The following is a 15,822-nucleotide window of genomic DNA, read 5'->3' on the forward strand; positions in this document are numbered from 1 at the left end:
TCAGCACACCGGGCCGGTGGAGGATCAGGTCAGCGGCGGCTCAGGGGAAACCAGTGCCAGCCGTCGGTCGAGCCGTGGATGCCGGTCGCGGGGTCCCGGGCGTAGTAGAGGCCGTCGACGGTCCGGCCCACCGGATCCGCCAGCGACGGCAGACCGTCCAGTTCGACCGGTCGGTACCCCGACACGCCGCCCCGGGCCGCCCAGAACCGGTAGCCCCCACCCGAACCGTCCCGGCCGCTGCCCTGGTAGAGCACGTGGCTGCCGTCCGCCGTCACGAACGACCCGAGATCCGAGTCAGCGAGCGGCAACGCGTCCACGCCGGTGGCCCGCCGCCAACCGGTGGCCGCCGTGTAGCGGTGCACCGCCTGTTCGGAGAAGGTGCTGATCACGGCGTACCCGTCGGTCCCGGGACCGGTGGTGATCTTCGGCGCGACGCAGCCGTCGGTACCGCACGCCGGTCCGTCCGTGAAGACGTGACTGGACCAGGTACGGCCGCCGTCGCCACTGATCGCGACCGCGGGCCGACCCGTCGCCTGATCGAGGCCCGGCGCCCAGAGCCGGCCGGACGCCCCCGGGACCACCAGCAGGTTACCGAGGACCAACGAGGGCCGGTTGGCCAGCGGCGAGAGCCGGTTCGACGCCGGGTCGAACGCGTACAGCCCACAGGAGCGCAGCGCGGGCGCCACCGAGGACTGCGAGTCCGTTCCCGGCACCGGTCGGCAGAGCACCGGATGGCCGGGGGGCGCCGTCGACACCTCCGGACCGGCCTGCGGCGCCTGCCAGCTCCGGCCACCGTCCCGGCTGCTCATCAGCGTCGGCGCTCCCGGCGTGGCCGGGTTCAGCGTTTCGGCGATCAGCACGTCCGGGCCGACCACCGCCAGAGCGGCGACGTCGACCGGGGCGCCACGCACGGTCCAGTTCCGGCCACCGTCGTCGGAGCCGACCAACTGCCAGACGGTCTTGCGACACGGCTGACGCTCCGGGGAGCAGGTCGACAGCGCGGCGTAACTGTGCCGGACGTCGGCGGCACCGACCCACTGGACGATCCCGTCGCCCGGCAACACGCCCCGGTCGCCGGCCGCCGTCGTACCCGGTGACGGATCGCCGGCGACCGGCGTACCGGCACCGCCGGGCAGGACGAGGGCGGCGATCACCAGGGCCAGCGAGGTGGCGACCGCCGCCCCGCCCCCGGCCAGTACGGCGCGGCGCCGTCGCCACCGGCGCCGGCCGGCGCCGTACACCTCGTCGGCGAGCAGCCGGGTCGGTGGCGGCTGCTCCGCCGCATCCTCGAACATCTCCCGAATTCCGGTCATCAGGTTCGCTCCTCCACCGTGATCAGTTCACCGCTCGGTACCGTTTCGTCGAGCACCCGGCGCAGCGTGGCGAGTCCACGCGCCGTCTGGCTCTTCACCGTTCCCTCCGAGCACCCCAGTACGGCGGCGGTCTCGGCCACGTCGAGTTCGTGGTAGAAGCGGCAGACCAGGGTCACCCGTTGCCGGGGTGGGACCTGCCGCAACGCCCTGGCGAAGAGCACCCGCCGGGTGGCCGCCTCGGTCGAGTCGTCCGGGTCGACCGGGTCGGGGGCGTCCGCCACGACCCGCTCACGCCGCCGCCAGAGCCGCCGGGTTTCGGCCAGGTACGCCCGGACCAGACAGGTCCGGACGAAGGCGTCCAGCGCCTTCGGGTCGCGTACCCGGTGCCACGCGGCGGCGAGCCGGATGAACGCCGTCTGCGCCAGGTCGTCGGCCCAGTGCCAGTCGCCGCACATCAGGTACGCGCTGCGCCGCACCACATCCCGCCGCGCCGCGAAGTACTCGCTGAACTGGCGGCGGTCCTCGTTCTCGTCGCGTCGCATCCCGCTCCTCTCGTCGGATAGGTGCGCCTCGACGACTCGACCGGTTGCACGGCGCCGGCAGGTTTTTTGCCGGTGCCCGCCGGGACACCGCGCCTCGACCGCGTCCGCCAGGATGGGCCGGGTGACCGACGGACACCAGGATCTCATCGGCGAACTACTCAAACTGTCCTTTTCGGACGACGTGGAACAGGCGGCGGAGCGGTACAGCGAAACCGACTTCCACCTGGCGGTCCTGCACCGCACCCACGACTTCTGGGACGACCGTGGCGAAGAGCGGTACGCGGCGGCCGATCGGGAGATCGAGGCCGTCCGCCAACCACTGGTGGTCGCGTTGACGGCACGCTGGGGTACGCCGGTGCCGGTGGACCTGACCGCGTACCTCCGGCCCGAGGATCCGACACCGCCGGAACCGTTCGAGCGGCTCAGCCAGGTCAGCGGCGAGGTGCTGGTCTGGCGACCGCCGGGAACGGACCGCTGGGTCGGGCTCGCGGTGGGCCAGGCCGACAACGAGTTCCCGGTCGAGTTGATCGCGGTGGTCGGGGTCGCGCCGCTGCCGGCAGCGCCGGGTCCGGACGCGACCGTGTCCGGCCGGGAGAAGACCGGGAGGCCCGTTGTCGCCCCGTAAGCCGGACGTGGACGGCGCCGCGATCGACGTCCTGCTGCGTCGGGTCTTCGGCACCTCGGTCCCGGTGACCTGGCAGCGCACCCCGGAGGGCGTCTCCACCCAGGTCTACCGGCTGTCCCGGGGATCCGAGACGTTCTACCTGCGGATCGCCGAGGAGGCCGACGACAACCTGGAAACCGACGCCGAGCTGCACCAGCGGCTGTGCGACCTGGGGGTCCGGGTCGCCCGGGTGGTCGACGTCGAACCGTTCAACCCGGCGATCGGCCGTTCGACCATGGTCACCACCGAGGTTCCCGGCCTCCCGCTGTCCGGCATCGCCGCACCGACCCGCACCGGGTCCGGCGTGGACGCCGCGTCGGTCGTCGAGGCGGCCGGAGCCGACCTCGCGCTGCTCAACCAGGTGCCGGTCGACGGGTTCGGTTGGATACGACGGCGTGGCCGCCAGTGGCCACCGCAGGCGGACCACCCGAGTTATCCACCGTTCGTCGCGTCGTACCTGCCAACGCCCTGGCCCGGCCCGCTCGCCTCGTTGTTCCCCACCCCGGTCCTCGACGCCCTCGCGGACCTGGTCGGGCACGAGCGCCGACAGCCACCGGGACAGGCCCGACTCGCCCACGGCGACTTCGACCTCGACCAGGTCTTCTGCGCCGACGGCCGGTACACCGGTCTGATCGACTTCGGCGAGATCCGGGGCGCCGAGCCGACGTTCGACCTGGGCCACTTCTGGCTGCACGACCGGACGACCCCCGGGCTGCTGCCCGCCCTGCTCACCGGCTACCAGCGGGTCCAGCCGCTGCCCGCCGACCACCTGGAGTCGATCCGGCGCAGCGCGATCCTGCTCGCGCTGCGTCAACTCTGCCGCTGGCTCGGTCCGCCCCGCCACCTCCCGCTCGACCACCCCGGCGTGACCAACCGCGCCAGGCGGATCAGGGAACTCGTCGGCACGCCCTCGCCCTGAGCACCGCCGTCCGGCAGGGCGGGCGTCAGCGGTGCCCCTCGACGTACGCCCGGGGGTCCTTGTTCTGGAAGAGCAGGTCCCGGCCGCCCGGATGCTCGCCGTAGAAGGTGAGCCACCGGATGGCCAGTTCGGCGCGCAGTTCCCGGCTGGCGTTGCGCCGGAAGTCGGCGAGGACGCCGTCCTCCTCCTCGGCCAGGTGCGCGCTGTTCTCCCGCCGGGCCTGCCAGATCGCCGCCCACCAGCCGTCGGTGCCGGGTACGTGCCGACGCGCCTCGGCGACCGCGTCCCGGATCCGGTTGTGGTCGCCGATCGCGTCGTCGGTCTCGTCGGCGGCGGTGTCGGGGTCACCGTGTCGGACCAGGTACGGATAGAGGATCGCCTCCTCCGCCTCGGCGTGGATGTCCAGGTGCAGGGAGAGCGGGTCCCAGATGGCCCGCAGCTCCGTCTCGCCCCGGGCGTCGTCGAGCCGGGCGAATCCGCGCCGGAACGCCTCGTGGTCGTCGAGGACCAGTCCGGTGATGTCGTCCATCGCCCACCCCTCCGATGTACAGAACAAATCTCACGGATTACACGCGGAAGTTCTATTTTTACGGGGTACTAGCGAAGTATTGCGATAAAGGCCAGAATTCCCCGCATGGCTGTTGGGGGGTTCCAGACGCAGGTCATCCGGCGCGCCCGGGGGATCAGTGCGGTGCTCAGCGCACCGCCGTACGTGAAACCGGGTCACTACTACTCGCCGGCCACCGCGCCCGCCGACCGGACCACCGCGGTCGGCTGGCGTGACCTGGCCCCGGTCGGGATCGACCTGCGCGAGGCCGAGCAGGTACGCCTCGCCGCCGAACTCACGCCGTACCTGCGGGAGCTGCCGACCGACCGGTGGCACGACCACAACGGCATGTACGGGCGCCCCGACGCCGCCGTACTGCACGCGATGCTCCGGCACCACCGCCCGGCCCGGCTGATCGAGGTCGGCTCCGGCTACTCCACCGCGGTCGCCCTCGACGTCGTCGACCGGCACCTGCCGGAGCTGCGGATCACCTGCGTGGAGCCGCACCCCGAGCGGCTGCGGTCCCGACTGCGCCCCGGGGACCGGGTCGAGTTGATCCAGCGTCGGGTGCAGGACGTCGACCGGGAGACCTTCGCCGCCCTCGACGCCGGCGACATCCTGCTGATCGACTCGACGCACGTGGTGAAGGCCGGCTCGGACGTGGTCTGGCTGCTGCTGCACGTCCTGCCCACGCTGCGGCCGGGGGTGGTGGTGCACGTGCACGACATCCACTGGCCGTTCGAGTATCCGGAGAAGTGGCTGCGCGAGGGCCGGGACTGGACCGAGGTCTACCTGCTCCGGGCGTTCCTCACCCACAACACCTCCTGGCAGGTGCTGCTCTTCACCTCGTGGCTGTGGGCGCAGCGGCCGGACGCCGTACCGGCCGAGCTGCGGGGGCTGCCGACCGGCGCGTTCTGGATGCGCCGTACCCGCTGACGGCCGAGCCGGCGCGCCCGGCCGCCGCGGCGGTCCGGGGCCGTCGGGTGCCGGGCGGAACGGGTCAGGCCGGGTCCGTGGCCCGGCCGGGCAGCACGGGTACGGGCCGGCCCGGCGGCCGGTCCCGGGCCTGCCACTCCCGTGGGTAGCCGAGCGACACCTCGGCGAACCGGACCCCGTCGAACCAGTTGACCCGGGGGATGTGCAGGTGCCCGTAGACCACCGCGGCGGCCCGGTAGCGGACGTGCCAGTCGGCGGTCCGGACCGTGCCGCACCACTGCGCGAACTCCGGATACCGCAGGATCCGGGTCACCTCCTGCACCAGCGGGAAGTGGTTGACCAGCACGGTCGGCAGCGTCGGGTCGAGTTCGGCCGCCAGCCGCCGCTCGGTCGACTCCAGCCGGGCCGCGCACCAGTCCTGCCGGCTCGGGTACGGGTCGGGGTGCAGCAGGTACTCGTCGGTGGCGATCACCCCGGTGGAGTGGGCCAGGGCGAGCGCCTCCTCCCGACTCGTCACCCCGGGCGGCCAGAACGTGTAGTCGTACAGGAGGAAGAGCGGGACGACGGTCACCGGCCCGCCCGCACCGGTGAAGACCGGGTACGGGTCCTCCGGGGTCAGTACGCCGACCCGCCGGCAGATCTCGACCAGCAGGTCGTAGCGGGCCACCCCGCGCGACTGCACCCGGTCCTGCCGGGGTGTCCACAGCTCGTGGTTGCCCGGCACCCAGACGACGGTGGAGAACCGCTCCCTGAGCACCCGCAGCGCCCAGTAGATGTCCTCGACCCGCTCACCGAGGTCACCGGCGAGCAGCAGCCAGTCCTCGTCGGAGCCGGGGGTGAAGCCCTCGACCAGTTTCCGGTTGTCGGCGTAGCCGACATGCAGGTCGCTGACCGCGAGCAGTTCACCCCGGGCCGGGGCGACGTCGCCGGGAACGGCCGGGTTCAGGGCTCCACCCAGCCGTGCACCCGGGCGAGGTTGACGATCTGCTGCCGGATGGCACCGATCTGGGCGCCGGTCAACGTCGGCACCTTGTCGATCAGCAGTTCGGTGACCTCGGCGCTGAGTTCGGCGCCGGACAGGACGTCACACAGTTCCTCGTTCTCGCCCGCCGGCCGGGCCGGCCGGGGTTTGACCGAGGGCCGGTCGACGATCCGGATGGTGGTCGCCTTCAGGCCCCGTTCGCCCTGCTCCACCTCGTACTCCAGGCGCATGCCCGGATAGATCAGGTGCTTGTCCTCGCCGAAGTCGTTGGCGTGGACGAAGACGTCCTCACCACCGGCGTCCGGCGCGATGAACCCGTAACCGCGTACCTCGTCGAACCGCAACAGCTTCCCGACCGCCACGACCGCCACCACCACTCAATACAGAACCGACAACCACGCAGAACTGAAACAACCGGCGACCGGACCGCTCGATACGACCGCCCTCCGTCACGATAGCCGCACCGGCCCGTACGGTCAGTCCCTGACGAGGGCCGGCGACCAGGTCAGGCCGGCTCGGCGACGAGGATGACCGGCTCGTGGCGTACCGGGAAGTTCACCGAACTGGCGATGAAACAGAGCCGGTGCGCCCGCTCGTGCAGCTCGGCGGCCTGCTCGACCATCTCCGGGGCGGCGACGGTGACCCGGGGGCGGAGCACCACCTCGGTGAACGCTCCCCCGCCGTCACCGCTCTCCACCATCGTGCCGGCCGCCTCGTCGGTGTACCCGGTCACCACGACCCGCCCCCGCGCGCAGAGGCTCAGGTACGACAGCATGTGGCACTGGGCGAGCGCGGCGACGAGGAGCTGCTCGGGGTTCCACCGGGCCGGGTCGCCCCGGAACAGCGGGTCGGCCGAGCCGAGCAGCGGTGGCGGGCCCTCGGCGACGAGCGTGTGATCGCGGCCGTAGGCCCGGTAGTTGACCGTGCCCTCGGCGCCGGCGCCGGTCCAGGTGAGCGTGACCGGGTACGCGTGGGATCTCTCCATCATCCAATATTGCCGCACACCGGAGCCGCCTCGGCGAGGCGGCCCCGGTCACGACGGCTCGGTGACGACGGCTGAGCCCGGTCCGGTCAGAAGTCGTCCGCGGTGCGGATCCGGTCGCGGATCCAGACGCCGGCCTCCTTCAGCCGTCCGGTGCCGGAGAACTGGCCGGCCGCGCAGGTGCCGCTGGTGAAGACCGCGCCGGAGCGGAAGTCGTCGGAGAAGTTCCAGTTCACCCAACTGATCTTCCGGCCGGCGAACAGGTCGAGGTAGCGCTGGGCCATGGTGAAGTTGTTCGGGCCGTCGCCGGTGTACTCCTGGGTGCCGAACTCGGTGACGAACAGCGGCAGCCGGTCCGCCGCCCGGGTCACCGTGTCGAGGTAGTAGTCGTCGTGCGAGGCGGCGTAGAAGTGGAAGACGTACATGACGTTGTTGTCGTTCACCGGGTTGGCGGCGATCACGTCCGGCCCGCCGCCCTCACCCGAGGCACCGAGCGAGGACCAGTCCGGGGTGCCGACCAGCACCACCGCGTCGGCGTCCCGGGTACGGATCACCGGGATGATCTGGTCGGCGTAGCTCTTGATCGAACTCCAGGCCACCCCGTTGGGCTCGTTCGCGATCTCGTAGATGACGTTGTTCTTGGCCTGGTGCCGGTCGGCGATCTCGGCGAAGAAGGTCCGCGCCCGACCCAGGTTCTCGTTCGGGTCACCCGGGGTGAGCATGTGCCAGTCCACGATCGCGTACATGCCCCGGGCGGTGGCCAGTTCGATGTAGTTGTGCACCAGGTCGGTGAAGCGCCGGGGGTCGGTCTCGTAGCCGCCCTCCTGGACGTACATCGAGATCCGCAGCACGTCCGCCCGCCACTCGTTGGCCAGAACGTCGAGCGAGCCGGGGGTGGCGCAGTTGGCGTACCACTGCAGGCCGTGTGTGCTCATCCCGCGCAACTGGATCGCCTTGCCCCGGGCGTTGCAGAGCTGCCGGCCGCAGACCCGGAGCTGGCCGTTCGCGGCGACCGGCGTGCTGCCCGGTGGCACGGTCGGGGTCGGGGTGGCGGTCGGGGTCGGGGTCGGGGTGGTGCCGCCGGCGCAGGGCTGGCCGTTGAGCCGGCAGCCGGCCGGGGCGCCCGGGCCGGAGCCGATGAAGCCGAAGGTGACCGAGGAACCGGGGGTGACGGTGCCGTTCCAGGCGCGGTTGCCGAAGGTGTGGCGCTGTCCGCTGCTGGTCAGGGTGGCGTCCCAGTAGCTGCCGACGGTGGTGCCGGCGGGCAGGTCGAACTCGACCCGCCAGGAGGTGATGGTGCTGGTGCCGGAATTGGTGATCGTGTAGCGGCCCTCCCAGCCCGAGCCCCAGTCGGAGACCTTGGCGAAGCTGGCGGTCGGGGTGGCGGCGGCCCGCGCGGCCGTGGTCAGCGGCGCCGACACCACGGCCGCCGACGCGGTCACGACGGCGGCGACCAGACCGGCCAACAGGAGGGTCCTTCGGGTACGCGTCACAGGTGCCTCCGGGACGGTCGACGGCGGTGCCCGGTCGGTGAACGGCCGACAGGCATCAATTAGCGTCGAACTATAAGGAAGGCTAAGAGTCCCCGCAACCGGTGGCGCCGGTCAGCGCGGAAGACTGGCCAGGAACATCGCGATCAACCGCTCGTACGTCTCGTCCTGGTCCTCGGCCAGGCCGAAGCCGCCGTTGGCCTCGATCGAGGCGAATCCGTGTGCGATCGACCGGGCGCACCGGGTGGCGTGGATCGCGGCGGAGTCGGTGAGCCCGTAGCCGCGGAGCATGCCGAGGAAGACCTGCATCATCCGGTTGCCGGCCTCGAGCATGCCGGCGTCGTGCAGCGGGTCGAGCGGCAGCGCGGCGTACCGGGCGGGGTGCTCGAGGACGTACTCCCGGTAGGTGCGGAGCAGTGCGGCGACCGCGTCGTCCCCACTGCGCCCGATCACCGCCGCGGTGAACCGTTCGGTCATCTCCGTCAGCACCCGTACGCCGACCAGGGCGCGGAGTTCGGCGAGACCCGCGACGTGTTTGTAGAGCGACGGCGCGGCCACCCCGGTACGGCTGGCGACCGCGGCCAGGGTCAGCCCCTCCGGGCCCTGCGCGTCGATGACGTCGAGCGCGGCGGAGACGACGGCGGCGGTAGAGAGTCCGACCCTAGGCACGGGCCCACCCGCGATCCGCCCGTTTTCCGTTCACCACGAAAAGGACCATAGCCGGAAAGCTAATCTGGCTAGCGTCCACCGTCAAGTCGACCGTCGGCCGGCGACGCCCACCGGGGTGACCGCAGCCAGGGCGAGATCCACCACGCCGTCGGCGTACGCCTCGGTGAGCGGGCCGGTACGCAGCAGCCAGCGGTGGTAGATCGGCCCGAAGAGCAGTTCCACCACCTGGTCGAGGTCGACATCGGGCCGGACCTGCCCGACGCGCCGGCCCGCCTCCAGCCGGGACCGGACCGCGTCGAGTTGGGGCCGCAGCAGCCGGTCGCGGACCTGTTCGGCGAGCGTCTCGTCGGCGAGCGTCTCGATGGTGATCGCCCGGGTGGTGGCGGACAGCCGGGGATCGGCGAACTCGGCGACCGTGGCGCGGATCAGCGCCCGCAGGTCGGCGGCGACGTCACCGGTGTCGGGCACCGACCCGTCGCCGGCCGACCCGGCCTCCACCAGCGCGTCCAGGATCACCGCCCCCTTGCCGCGCCACCAGCGGTAGATCGTCTGCTTGCCGACCCCGGCCCGCGCGGCGATCCGCTCGACGGTCAGCTCGGGATAGCTGGTCTCGGCCAGCAGTTCCAGGGCTGCGGCGAGGATCGCCCGGCGGGCGCGGTCGTTGCGGCGGGCGGGGTCGGCGGGCACGGACCCAGCGTACCGCAGCGAGACGAGGCGACTCGTCTTGCCAGCACCACCCCGACGTGGCACAGTAACTGGACGAGACGTCTCGTCTTGTGATTGCGCCACCCACCCCCGCCGAGGAGAACCGTGTCCCACATCGCCATGGTCAGCATCCCCGCCCCCGGGCACGTCAACCCGAGCCTGCAGATCCTGCGCGCCCTGGTCGACCGGGGACACCGGGTCACGTACGCGAACGACCCGTCGTTCGCCGACGTCATCCAGCGCACCGGGGCCGAACTCACGCCGTACCGCTCGACGCTGCCCGCCCCCGACGAGGAGTGGGTCGAGGATCCGATCGCCCAACTGACGCTCTTCCTCGACGACTCGATCGCGATGCTCCCGCAGCTACGCGCCCGGTACGCCGACGACCGCCCCGACCTGTTCCTCTACGACATCGCCGGCGCACCGGCCCGGCTCCTCGGCGAACAGTGGGGCATCCCCGCGATCCAACTCTCCCCCACCTTCGTGGCCTGGGACGGCTACGAGGCGGAGATGGCGCCGGCGGTGGAGGCGATGCGGGCCGAACCGCGCGGGGCGGACTACTACCGGCGGTACACGACGTGGCTCACCGAGAACGGGTCGTCGGTCACCGACAGCCTCGCCTTCCAGGGCCGACCGCCCCGCTGCCTGGCCCTCATCCCCCGCGCCCTGCAACCGAACGCCGACCGGGTGGACCCCGCCGTCTACAGCTTCGTCGGCCCCGTCCTCGGCGACCGGTCCGACCAGGGCACCTGGACCCGCCCGGCGACCGCCGAAAAGGTGCTGCTGGTGTCGCTCGGATCGGCGTTCACCCGGCACGCCGACTTCTACCGGCGCTGCGTCACCGCCTTCGGCACGCTGCCCGGCTGGCACACCGTGCTGCAGATCGGCCGGCACGTCGACCCGGCGGAACTCGGCGTCGTACCGGACAGTGTGGAGGTGCACACCTGGGTGCCGCAGCTCGCGATCCTGGAGCAGGCCGACGCGTTCCTCACCCACGCCGGCATGGGCGGCAGCAGCGAGGGACTGTACTGCGGCACGCCGATGATCGCCGCGCCCCAGGCCGCCGACCAGTTCGCCAACGCCGAACGACTGGCCGACCTCGGCGTGGCCCGGGTCGTCGACCTGGCCACGGTCACCGCCGACGAGCTGCGGACGGCACTGCTGCACCTCACCACCGACGCCGTGGTGGCGACGCGGTCTGCCGACCTCCGCCGTCAGGTACGGGACGAGAGCGGCACGGCCCGGGCGGTCGAGCTGATCGAGGCCGAACTGTCCGCCGCCCCAGTCCGGCCGGCGTAGGGCAGCGTGGTCCACGGCCGCCCCGCTCCGGCCGGCGTAGGACACCGGCGGTCGGTGGTCGACGGATTGCCGAGTGGTCCCGGAGTCAGGCGATCTCGGCTGCCGACCCGGGTCCGGCAACCCGGTGCGGCGGCCTGTCGTCCTCCGGCCCGGCCTCCACGACGCCGGAGCCGTCGCCAGCGGGCGGACCCGCCGGCGGCACGGACTGCGGACCCGTCGGCGGCACGAACGGCGCCCGGACCGGCGCCCCGGTCTCCGCGGGTCTGAGCTCCAGCGGTGGCACCGTGGGGCGCCGCAGCCGGCCGGGGCCGGCCGACGGGGGCGGACCGACCGGCTCGGCGGCGACCACCGGGGACGGTCGGGGCAACCCGGCCAGCCCGAGCGGCGGCACCTCCCGGGCCCCGCCGCCGGCCGACGACCCGGTCGGCCCGTGCCGGGGGCCCGGCACCGCCGCCGGTCCGGACCCGGTCGGGGTGCCGCCCGGCAGCAGCCGGGGCGGTACGACGTCCGGAGTGGTCACCGGACTGAGACCGGCCACCAGCGTGCCGACGATCTCGGCGGCGTACGCCCCGTCCGGGTCGTAGTCCGGGTCGAAGACGGTGACCTCCACCCCGAGGCAGTGCGGGGTGTCGACCAGACCGGCCAGCAGCAGCTCCAGCTCGGCGAAGGCGATCCCGCCCGGGTCGGGCGCGTCGACCGCCGGCATCACCGCCGGGTCGAGCACGTCCACGTCCACGTGCACCCAGTAGCCGACACAGTCGGTCAACTGGTCGTGCGCCCACTGTGCGGTCCGGGCCGCGCCCTCGGCCCGCAACGCCGGGACCGGCCGGGTGACGATCCCGGCCGCCTGCAGGTCGAGCCGGTACTCGTCGTGGGACCGGATGCCGAGCACCACCACGTCGATGTCCCGGAAGTACGGCCGCCGCCCCTCGATCGCGGCCAGGTCGGCCTGGCCCCGACCGGTGACCAGGGCGAGGTCCTCACCGGCCGCCGCACCGACGTACGAGGCGTTGCCCGGGTGCCGGAAGTCGGAGTGGCCGTCCACGAACACCAGCCCGACCCGGCCGCCGACCGCCTCGCCGAGCCGGTGCATGGCCAGCGCCGAACCGAGCAGGATGGCGCAGTCACCACCCAAGACCAGGGGAAACTCCCCCCGGTCGATGATCGTGCCGACCCGGTCGGCCAGCCGCATCGAGTACGACGCGATCGACGCCGCATGACACACCCCGTCCCCGGGACGCCAGTCGCCCGGGTCGTACCGGGGCGGGGTGAGGCAGCCGGCGTCCCGGGCACCGAGCCGGGCGATCAGGTCGTGGTCACGCAGCGCGCCGGGAGCCTTGGCACAGCCCGGCACCGACGTACCGGTCGGTGGACGCAGGCCCAGGTTGGAGGGGGCGTCCAGGACGGCGATCCGGCGCATACATTGCTCCCGTCCGGTATCGCGGCTGCCAGCCGGCATGCCCGCCGCTCGTACTCACATTGTTCTAGAAGAGCGCGCGGGAGAGCGCCCGCCGAGCGGTCGCCACCGCAGGATCGTCCGGACCGGCGATGCTGAAAAGGGACACCAGGTGCTGCCGGGCGGCGTCCCGGTCATCGCCGCTGGTCCGTCGGACCAGGTCGACCAGCCGGGCGTACGCCTGCTCCGCCTGACCGCTGAGTACCTCGATGTCGGCGGCGAGCAGCTGCGCCGGTACGTCGTCCGGCGCCGCCTCGGCCGCGGCCATCGCCGCCGCCGGGTCGACCCCGGCCACCCGCCGGGCCAGCGACACGTGCGCGAGGCCGGCCTCGGCCGCCGCGTCCGCCGGACTCTCCGACAGGATCTTCCGGTACGCCCGCTCGGCCGCGTCCAGGTCCCCGCTGATCAGGGCGTCGTCGGCCTCGACCAGCCGGGGGTCCTCCGGGGCCTCCACGCTCACTCCGGCGGCCTTGAGCAGCGCGGCGATCCACTGCCGCAGCTGGGCCTCCGGCTGCACCCCGGTGAACGCGTCCGCCGGCTGCCCGCCGATGATCGCGACCACCATCGGGATGCCCTGGATCCGGAACATCTGCGCCAGCCGCGGGTTGGCGTCGACGTCGACCTTGGCCAGCACCCAGGCGCCGCCGCCCTCGACGGCGAGGCGCTCCAGCACCGGGGAGAGCTGCTTGCACGGCTGGCACCACTCGGCCCAGAAGTCGATGACGACCGGCGTGGTCAGCGAGCGTTCGAGCACCTCGGACTGGAAGGTGGCCTCGGTGACGTCGATCACGGTGACGCCGCCCGGTCCGCCGGCCGGTGCGCCGGGATATCCGCCGCCCGGCGTCGGACGGCTGGCGGGCGGGGTAACCGGGGACTGTGCGGGCGTCTGGGCGGCGCGCAGTGCGCCGAGGTCGACCGCGCCGCGGGTGAAGATCGACGAGGTGATCCGTGGGTCGCTCATGGTTGTCTAGTCTCGCACGCGCGCCGGCCGTCCCCGACGAACCGCCGGTGGACGACAGCTGACCGGAGCCCGCCCGGCCCGGCCGGCGCACCGGATCGGAGTCAGAACCGGGCCGGCTCGCGGTAGACGCCCCACTCGTCGCGCAGCGCGTCGCAGATCTCCCCGAGTGTCGCCTCGGCGCGTACCGCGTCCAGCATCGGCGGGACCAGGTTCCCGTCGGTACGCGCCACCTCGACCATCCGGGCCAGCGCGGAGCGCACCTCGGCGTCGTCCCGGCCGGACTTGCGGGCGGCCAGCACCCGGCGCTGCTCCAGCTCGACCTCGTGCGAGACCCGCAGGATCTCCAGCTCCTTGGCGACCGTACCGGTGTGGCAGTTCACTCCGACGATCTTCTTGTCGCCCTTCTCCAGCGCCTGCTGGTAGACGAAGGCCGCCTCGGCGATCTGACCGGTGAACCAGCCGTCCTCGATGCCGCGCAGGATGCCGGAGGTCATCGGGCCGATCGGGTGCGGCCCCTCGCCACCCAACTGCCGGATCCGGGCGAAGATCTCCTCCGCCTCGGCCTCGATCTTGTCGGTGAGTGCCTCGACGTACCAGGAACCGCCGAGCGGGTCGGCCACGTTGGTGACCCCGATCTCCTCCATCAGCACCTGCTGGGTCCGCAGCGCGATCTCGGCGGACGAGTCGGTGGGCAGGGCCAGGGTCTCGTCCAGCGCGTTGGTGTGCAGCGAGTTCGTCCCGCCCAGCACCGCGGCGAGCGCCTCCACCGCGGTCCGGACCACGTTGTTGACCGGCTGCTGGGCGGTCAGCGACACCCCGGCGGTCTGGGTGTGGAACCGCAGCCAGAGCGCCTTCTCGCTGGTGGCGCCGTAGACATCGCGCAGCCAGCGGGCCCAGATCCGGCGGGCGGCCCGGAACTTGGCGATCTCCTCGAAGAAGTCGACGTGCGAGTCGAAGAAGAAGCTCAGCCCGGGGGCGAAGACGTTCACGTCCAGGCCGCGACTCAACCCCAGCTCGACATAGCCGAAACCGTCCGCCAGGGTGTACGCCAACTCCTGGGCGGCGGTCGAACCGGCCTCCCGGATGTGGTAGCCGGAGACCGAGAGCGGCTTGTACCGGGGGATGGTGCCCGCGCAGTACTCCATCAGGTCGCCGATCAGGCGCAGGTGCGGCTCCGGGTCGAAGAGCCACTCCTTCTGCGCGATGTACTCCTTGAAGATGTCGGTCTGCAGGGTGCCGTCCAGGGTGGAGATGTCGGCGCCCTGCCGCTCGGCGGCGACCAGGTACATGCAGAAGACCGGCACCGCCGGACCGGAGATGGTCATGCTCGTCGTGACACCGGCCAGGTCGATGCCGTCGAACAGCACCTCCATGTCGGCGGCCGAGTCGATCGCCACCCCGCAGTGCCCGACCTCGCCGAGCGCCTGCGGGTCGTCGGAGTCGCGCCCCATCAGGGTCGGCATGTCGAAGGCGACCGAGAGACCGCCGCCGCCGGCGCCGAGGATCATCTTGTAGCGCTCGTTGGTCTGCCGGGCGTTGCCGAAGCCGGCGAACTGCCGGATCGTCCAGGTCCGCCCCCGGTAGCCGGTCGGGTGCAACCCCCGGGTGTACGGGTACTCGCCGGGCCAGCCGATCCGGGCGAACCGTGGGTCGGCGGTCCCCTCCGGCGGCCCGTACACCGGGTCGACGGTCATTCCGGAGAGCGTCGTGAAGTCCGCGTCCCGCTTCCGGGCCGCGTCGTACCGGGCCTGCCAGCGTTCCCGTCCGGCGGCGATCTCGTCCGCGTTCATCACCGCAGTGTAAAGGGTCAACCTGAACGATCGCTAAGGACGCGGGGAAGGGCCCCTTCCGATCGCTGTCCGCGGCAGAGGGGCCCTTCTCAACAGGTGTACGGCGACGGGACGGTCACGCTCCGGCGGCCGCCGGCGGGTTCAGCTCGATGTCGTCAACCTTGACGTTCACCTCGCTGACCTGGATGCCGTACTTCTCGACCTCCTCGATCACCTTCACCCGGACCGCCTCGGTCACGTCGGCCACGACCTGCCCGGCCTCGATGACCAGCACGATCCTGATGGACGCGCTGGTCCCCTTCACCTCGGCCGAGACGCCCCGGCCGGCATCGCCGACCTCGTCCAGACCGACCCGGTCCAGCACGTTGTTGAAGAACCGGGCCACGTCCCCGCCCAGCTCGGCGACCCCGGGCACCGAGCGGGCCGCCGTACCGGCGATCTTCTCGATGACCTCTTCGGACACCTCGGTCGCACCGCGCGGTGCCGCGGCGGGCGCGGCAGCCGGTGCGGCAGCGGGCGCGGCGGTCTCCGCGGCCTGGCCCGCCTCGTTCGGAACCTCGGTCATGC

General features: G+C 72.3%; 17 protein-coding genes. 4 read left to right on the plus strand and 13 right to left on the minus strand.

The window, feature by feature from the left end; genetic code table 11:
• Nucleotides 1-29: 29 nt before the first annotated feature.
• Together ABGB05_RS00075 and ABGB05_RS00080 are read right to left on the minus strand one after the other, a co-directional pair.
• Nucleotides 30-1,313, minus strand: coding sequence for a hypothetical protein (locus ABGB05_RS00075; RefSeq protein ID WP_347650984.1), 1,284 nt, complete (start codon nucleotides 1,311-1,313; stop codon nucleotides 30-32).
• On the minus strand, nucleotides 1,313-1,855 hold the full coding sequence (locus ABGB05_RS00080) for a SigE family RNA polymerase sigma factor (protein ID WP_347650985.1): 543 nt from the start codon (nucleotides 1,853-1,855) through the stop codon (nucleotides 1,313-1,315). The genes ABGB05_RS00075 and ABGB05_RS00080 overlap by 1 nt, the downstream gene beginning before the upstream one ends.
• A gap of 121 nt (nucleotides 1,856-1,976) precedes the next feature.
• On the opposite strand from ABGB05_RS00080, the gene ABGB05_RS00085 reads away from it, so the two are divergent.
• Together ABGB05_RS00085 and ABGB05_RS00090 are read left to right on the plus strand one after the other, a co-directional pair.
• On the plus strand, nucleotides 1,977-2,480 hold the full coding sequence (locus ABGB05_RS00085) for a hypothetical protein (RefSeq protein ID WP_347650986.1): 504 nt from the start codon (nucleotides 1,977-1,979) through the stop codon (nucleotides 2,478-2,480).
• The gene (locus tag ABGB05_RS00090) at nucleotides 2,467-3,438 is read left to right on the plus strand and encodes a phosphotransferase (protein ID WP_347650987.1); all 972 of its coding nucleotides are present in this window, start codon (nucleotides 2,467-2,469) and stop codon (nucleotides 3,436-3,438) included. The genes ABGB05_RS00085 and ABGB05_RS00090 overlap by 14 nt, the downstream gene beginning before the upstream one ends.
• 25 nt (nucleotides 3,439-3,463) lie before the next feature.
• Here the strand turns inward: ABGB05_RS00090 and ABGB05_RS00095 are convergent, their stop codons facing one another.
• Nucleotides 3,464-3,967: a hemerythrin domain-containing protein gene (locus tag ABGB05_RS00095; protein ID WP_347650988.1), complete on the minus strand. Its 504-nt coding sequence runs from the start codon at nucleotides 3,965-3,967 to the stop codon at nucleotides 3,464-3,466.
• Between the two features lie 105 nt (nucleotides 3,968-4,072).
• On the opposite strand from ABGB05_RS00095, the gene ABGB05_RS00100 reads away from it, so the two are divergent.
• On the plus strand, nucleotides 4,073-4,921 hold the full coding sequence (locus ABGB05_RS00100; protein WP_347650989.1) for a class I SAM-dependent methyltransferase: 849 nt from the start codon (nucleotides 4,073-4,075) through the stop codon (nucleotides 4,919-4,921).
• Between the two features lie 64 nt (nucleotides 4,922-4,985).
• Here the strand turns inward: ABGB05_RS00100 and ABGB05_RS00105 are convergent, their stop codons facing one another.
• The 6 genes from ABGB05_RS00105 to ABGB05_RS00130 all read right to left on the minus strand — a co-directional run bounded on the left by ABGB05_RS00105 (nucleotide 4,986) and on the right by ABGB05_RS00130 (nucleotide 9,731).
• Complete coding sequence (locus ABGB05_RS00105) at nucleotides 4,986-5,867, minus strand: metallophosphoesterase (RefSeq protein WP_347651336.1); 882 nt, start codon at nucleotides 5,865-5,867, stop codon at nucleotides 4,986-4,988.
• Nucleotides 5,864-6,265 carry a cold shock domain-containing protein gene (locus ABGB05_RS00110; protein WP_347650990.1) on the minus strand — a complete coding sequence of 134 codons (402 nt, stop codon included), beginning with the start codon at nucleotides 6,263-6,265 and terminating at the stop codon, nucleotides 5,864-5,866. Before ABGB05_RS00110 ends, ABGB05_RS00105 begins: the two co-directional genes overlap by 4 nt.
• Nucleotides 6,266-6,408: 143 nt before the next feature.
• Complete coding sequence (locus ABGB05_RS00115; RefSeq protein WP_347650991.1) at nucleotides 6,409-6,888, minus strand: OsmC family protein; 480 nt, start codon at nucleotides 6,886-6,888, stop codon at nucleotides 6,409-6,411.
• A gap of 86 nt (nucleotides 6,889-6,974) precedes the next feature.
• Entirely contained in the window at nucleotides 6,975-8,378 is a 1,404-nt protein-coding gene (locus ABGB05_RS00120) for a cellulase family glycosylhydrolase (RefSeq protein WP_347650992.1), read from the minus strand.
• 111 nt (nucleotides 8,379-8,489) lie between these two features.
• Nucleotides 8,490-9,044: a WHG domain-containing protein gene (locus tag ABGB05_RS00125; protein WP_347650993.1), complete on the minus strand. Its 555-nt coding sequence runs from the start codon at nucleotides 9,042-9,044 to the stop codon at nucleotides 8,490-8,492.
• 81 nt (nucleotides 9,045-9,125) lie between these two features.
• Complete coding sequence (locus tag ABGB05_RS00130) at nucleotides 9,126-9,731, minus strand: TetR/AcrR family transcriptional regulator (RefSeq protein WP_347650994.1); 606 nt, start codon at nucleotides 9,729-9,731, stop codon at nucleotides 9,126-9,128.
• A 123-nt stretch (nucleotides 9,732-9,854) separates the two neighbouring features.
• On the opposite strand from ABGB05_RS00130, the gene ABGB05_RS00135 reads away from it, so the two are divergent.
• On the plus strand, nucleotides 9,855-11,048 hold the full coding sequence (locus ABGB05_RS00135; protein ID WP_347650995.1) for a macrolide family glycosyltransferase: 1,194 nt from the start codon (nucleotides 9,855-9,857) through the stop codon (nucleotides 11,046-11,048).
• A gap of 85 nt (nucleotides 11,049-11,133) precedes the next feature.
• On the opposite strand, the gene ABGB05_RS00140 is transcribed toward ABGB05_RS00135, so the two are convergent.
• From ABGB05_RS00140 to ABGB05_RS00155, 4 genes are all read right to left on the minus strand, one after another.
• Nucleotides 11,134-12,468, minus strand: a complete 1,335-nt coding sequence (locus tag ABGB05_RS00140; RefSeq protein WP_347650996.1) for an arginase family protein — start codon at nucleotides 12,466-12,468, stop codon at nucleotides 11,134-11,136.
• 64 nt (nucleotides 12,469-12,532) lie between these two features.
• The gene (locus ABGB05_RS00145) at nucleotides 12,533-13,465 is read right to left on the minus strand and encodes a tetratricopeptide repeat protein (protein ID WP_347650997.1); all 933 of its coding nucleotides are present in this window, start codon (nucleotides 13,463-13,465) and stop codon (nucleotides 12,533-12,535) included.
• A 101-nt stretch (nucleotides 13,466-13,566) separates the two neighbouring features.
• Nucleotides 13,567-15,255 carry a methylmalonyl-CoA mutase family protein gene (locus ABGB05_RS00150; RefSeq protein ID WP_347650998.1) on the minus strand — a complete coding sequence of 563 codons (1,689 nt, stop codon included), beginning with the start codon at nucleotides 15,253-15,255 and terminating at the stop codon, nucleotides 13,567-13,569.
• 115 nt (nucleotides 15,256-15,370) lie between these two features.
• On the minus strand, nucleotides 15,371-15,820 hold the full coding sequence (locus ABGB05_RS00155) for an Asp23/Gls24 family envelope stress response protein (protein ID WP_347650999.1): 450 nt from the start codon (nucleotides 15,818-15,820) through the stop codon (nucleotides 15,371-15,373).
• Between the last annotated feature and the right edge of the window lie 2 nt (nucleotides 15,821-15,822).

The sequence above is a fragment of the Plantactinospora sp. B5E13 genome (assembly GCF_039871775.1).
Taxonomy (GTDB): domain Bacteria; phylum Actinomycetota; class Actinomycetes; order Mycobacteriales; family Micromonosporaceae; genus Plantactinospora.

What these genes read in the sequence shown, in the direction of transcription:
- ABGB05_RS00150 (WP_347650998.1), bottom strand. Translation starts at nt 15,255, where the DNA reads ATGAACGCGGACGAGATCGCCGCCGGACGGGAACGCTGGCAGGCCCGG.
- ABGB05_RS00100 (WP_347650989.1), top strand. Translation starts at nt 4,073, where the DNA reads ATGGCTGTTGGGGGGTTCCAGACGCAGGTCATCCGGCGCGCCCGGGGG.
- ABGB05_RS00095 (WP_347650988.1), bottom strand. Translation starts at nt 3,967, where the DNA reads ATGGACGACATCACCGGACTGGTCCTCGACGACCACGAGGCGTTCCGG.
- ABGB05_RS00155 (WP_347650999.1), bottom strand. Translation starts at nt 15,820, where the DNA reads ATGACCGAGGTTCCGAACGAGGCGGGCCAGGCCGCGGAGACCGCCGCG.
- ABGB05_RS00115 (WP_347650991.1), bottom strand. Translation starts at nt 6,888, where the DNA reads ATGGAGAGATCCCACGCGTACCCGGTCACGCTCACCTGGACCGGCGCC.
- ABGB05_RS00075 (WP_347650984.1), bottom strand. Translation starts at nt 1,313, where the DNA reads ATGACCGGAATTCGGGAGATGTTCGAGGATGCGGCGGAGCAGCCGCCA.
- ABGB05_RS00140 (WP_347650996.1), bottom strand. Translation starts at nt 12,468, where the DNA reads ATGCGCCGGATCGCCGTCCTGGACGCCCCCTCCAACCTGGGCCTGCGT.
- ABGB05_RS00080 (WP_347650985.1), bottom strand. Translation starts at nt 1,855, where the DNA reads ATGCGACGCGACGAGAACGAGGACCGCCGCCAGTTCAGCGAGTACTTC.
- ABGB05_RS00145 (WP_347650997.1), bottom strand. Translation starts at nt 13,465, where the DNA reads ATGAGCGACCCACGGATCACCTCGTCGATCTTCACCCGCGGCGCGGTC.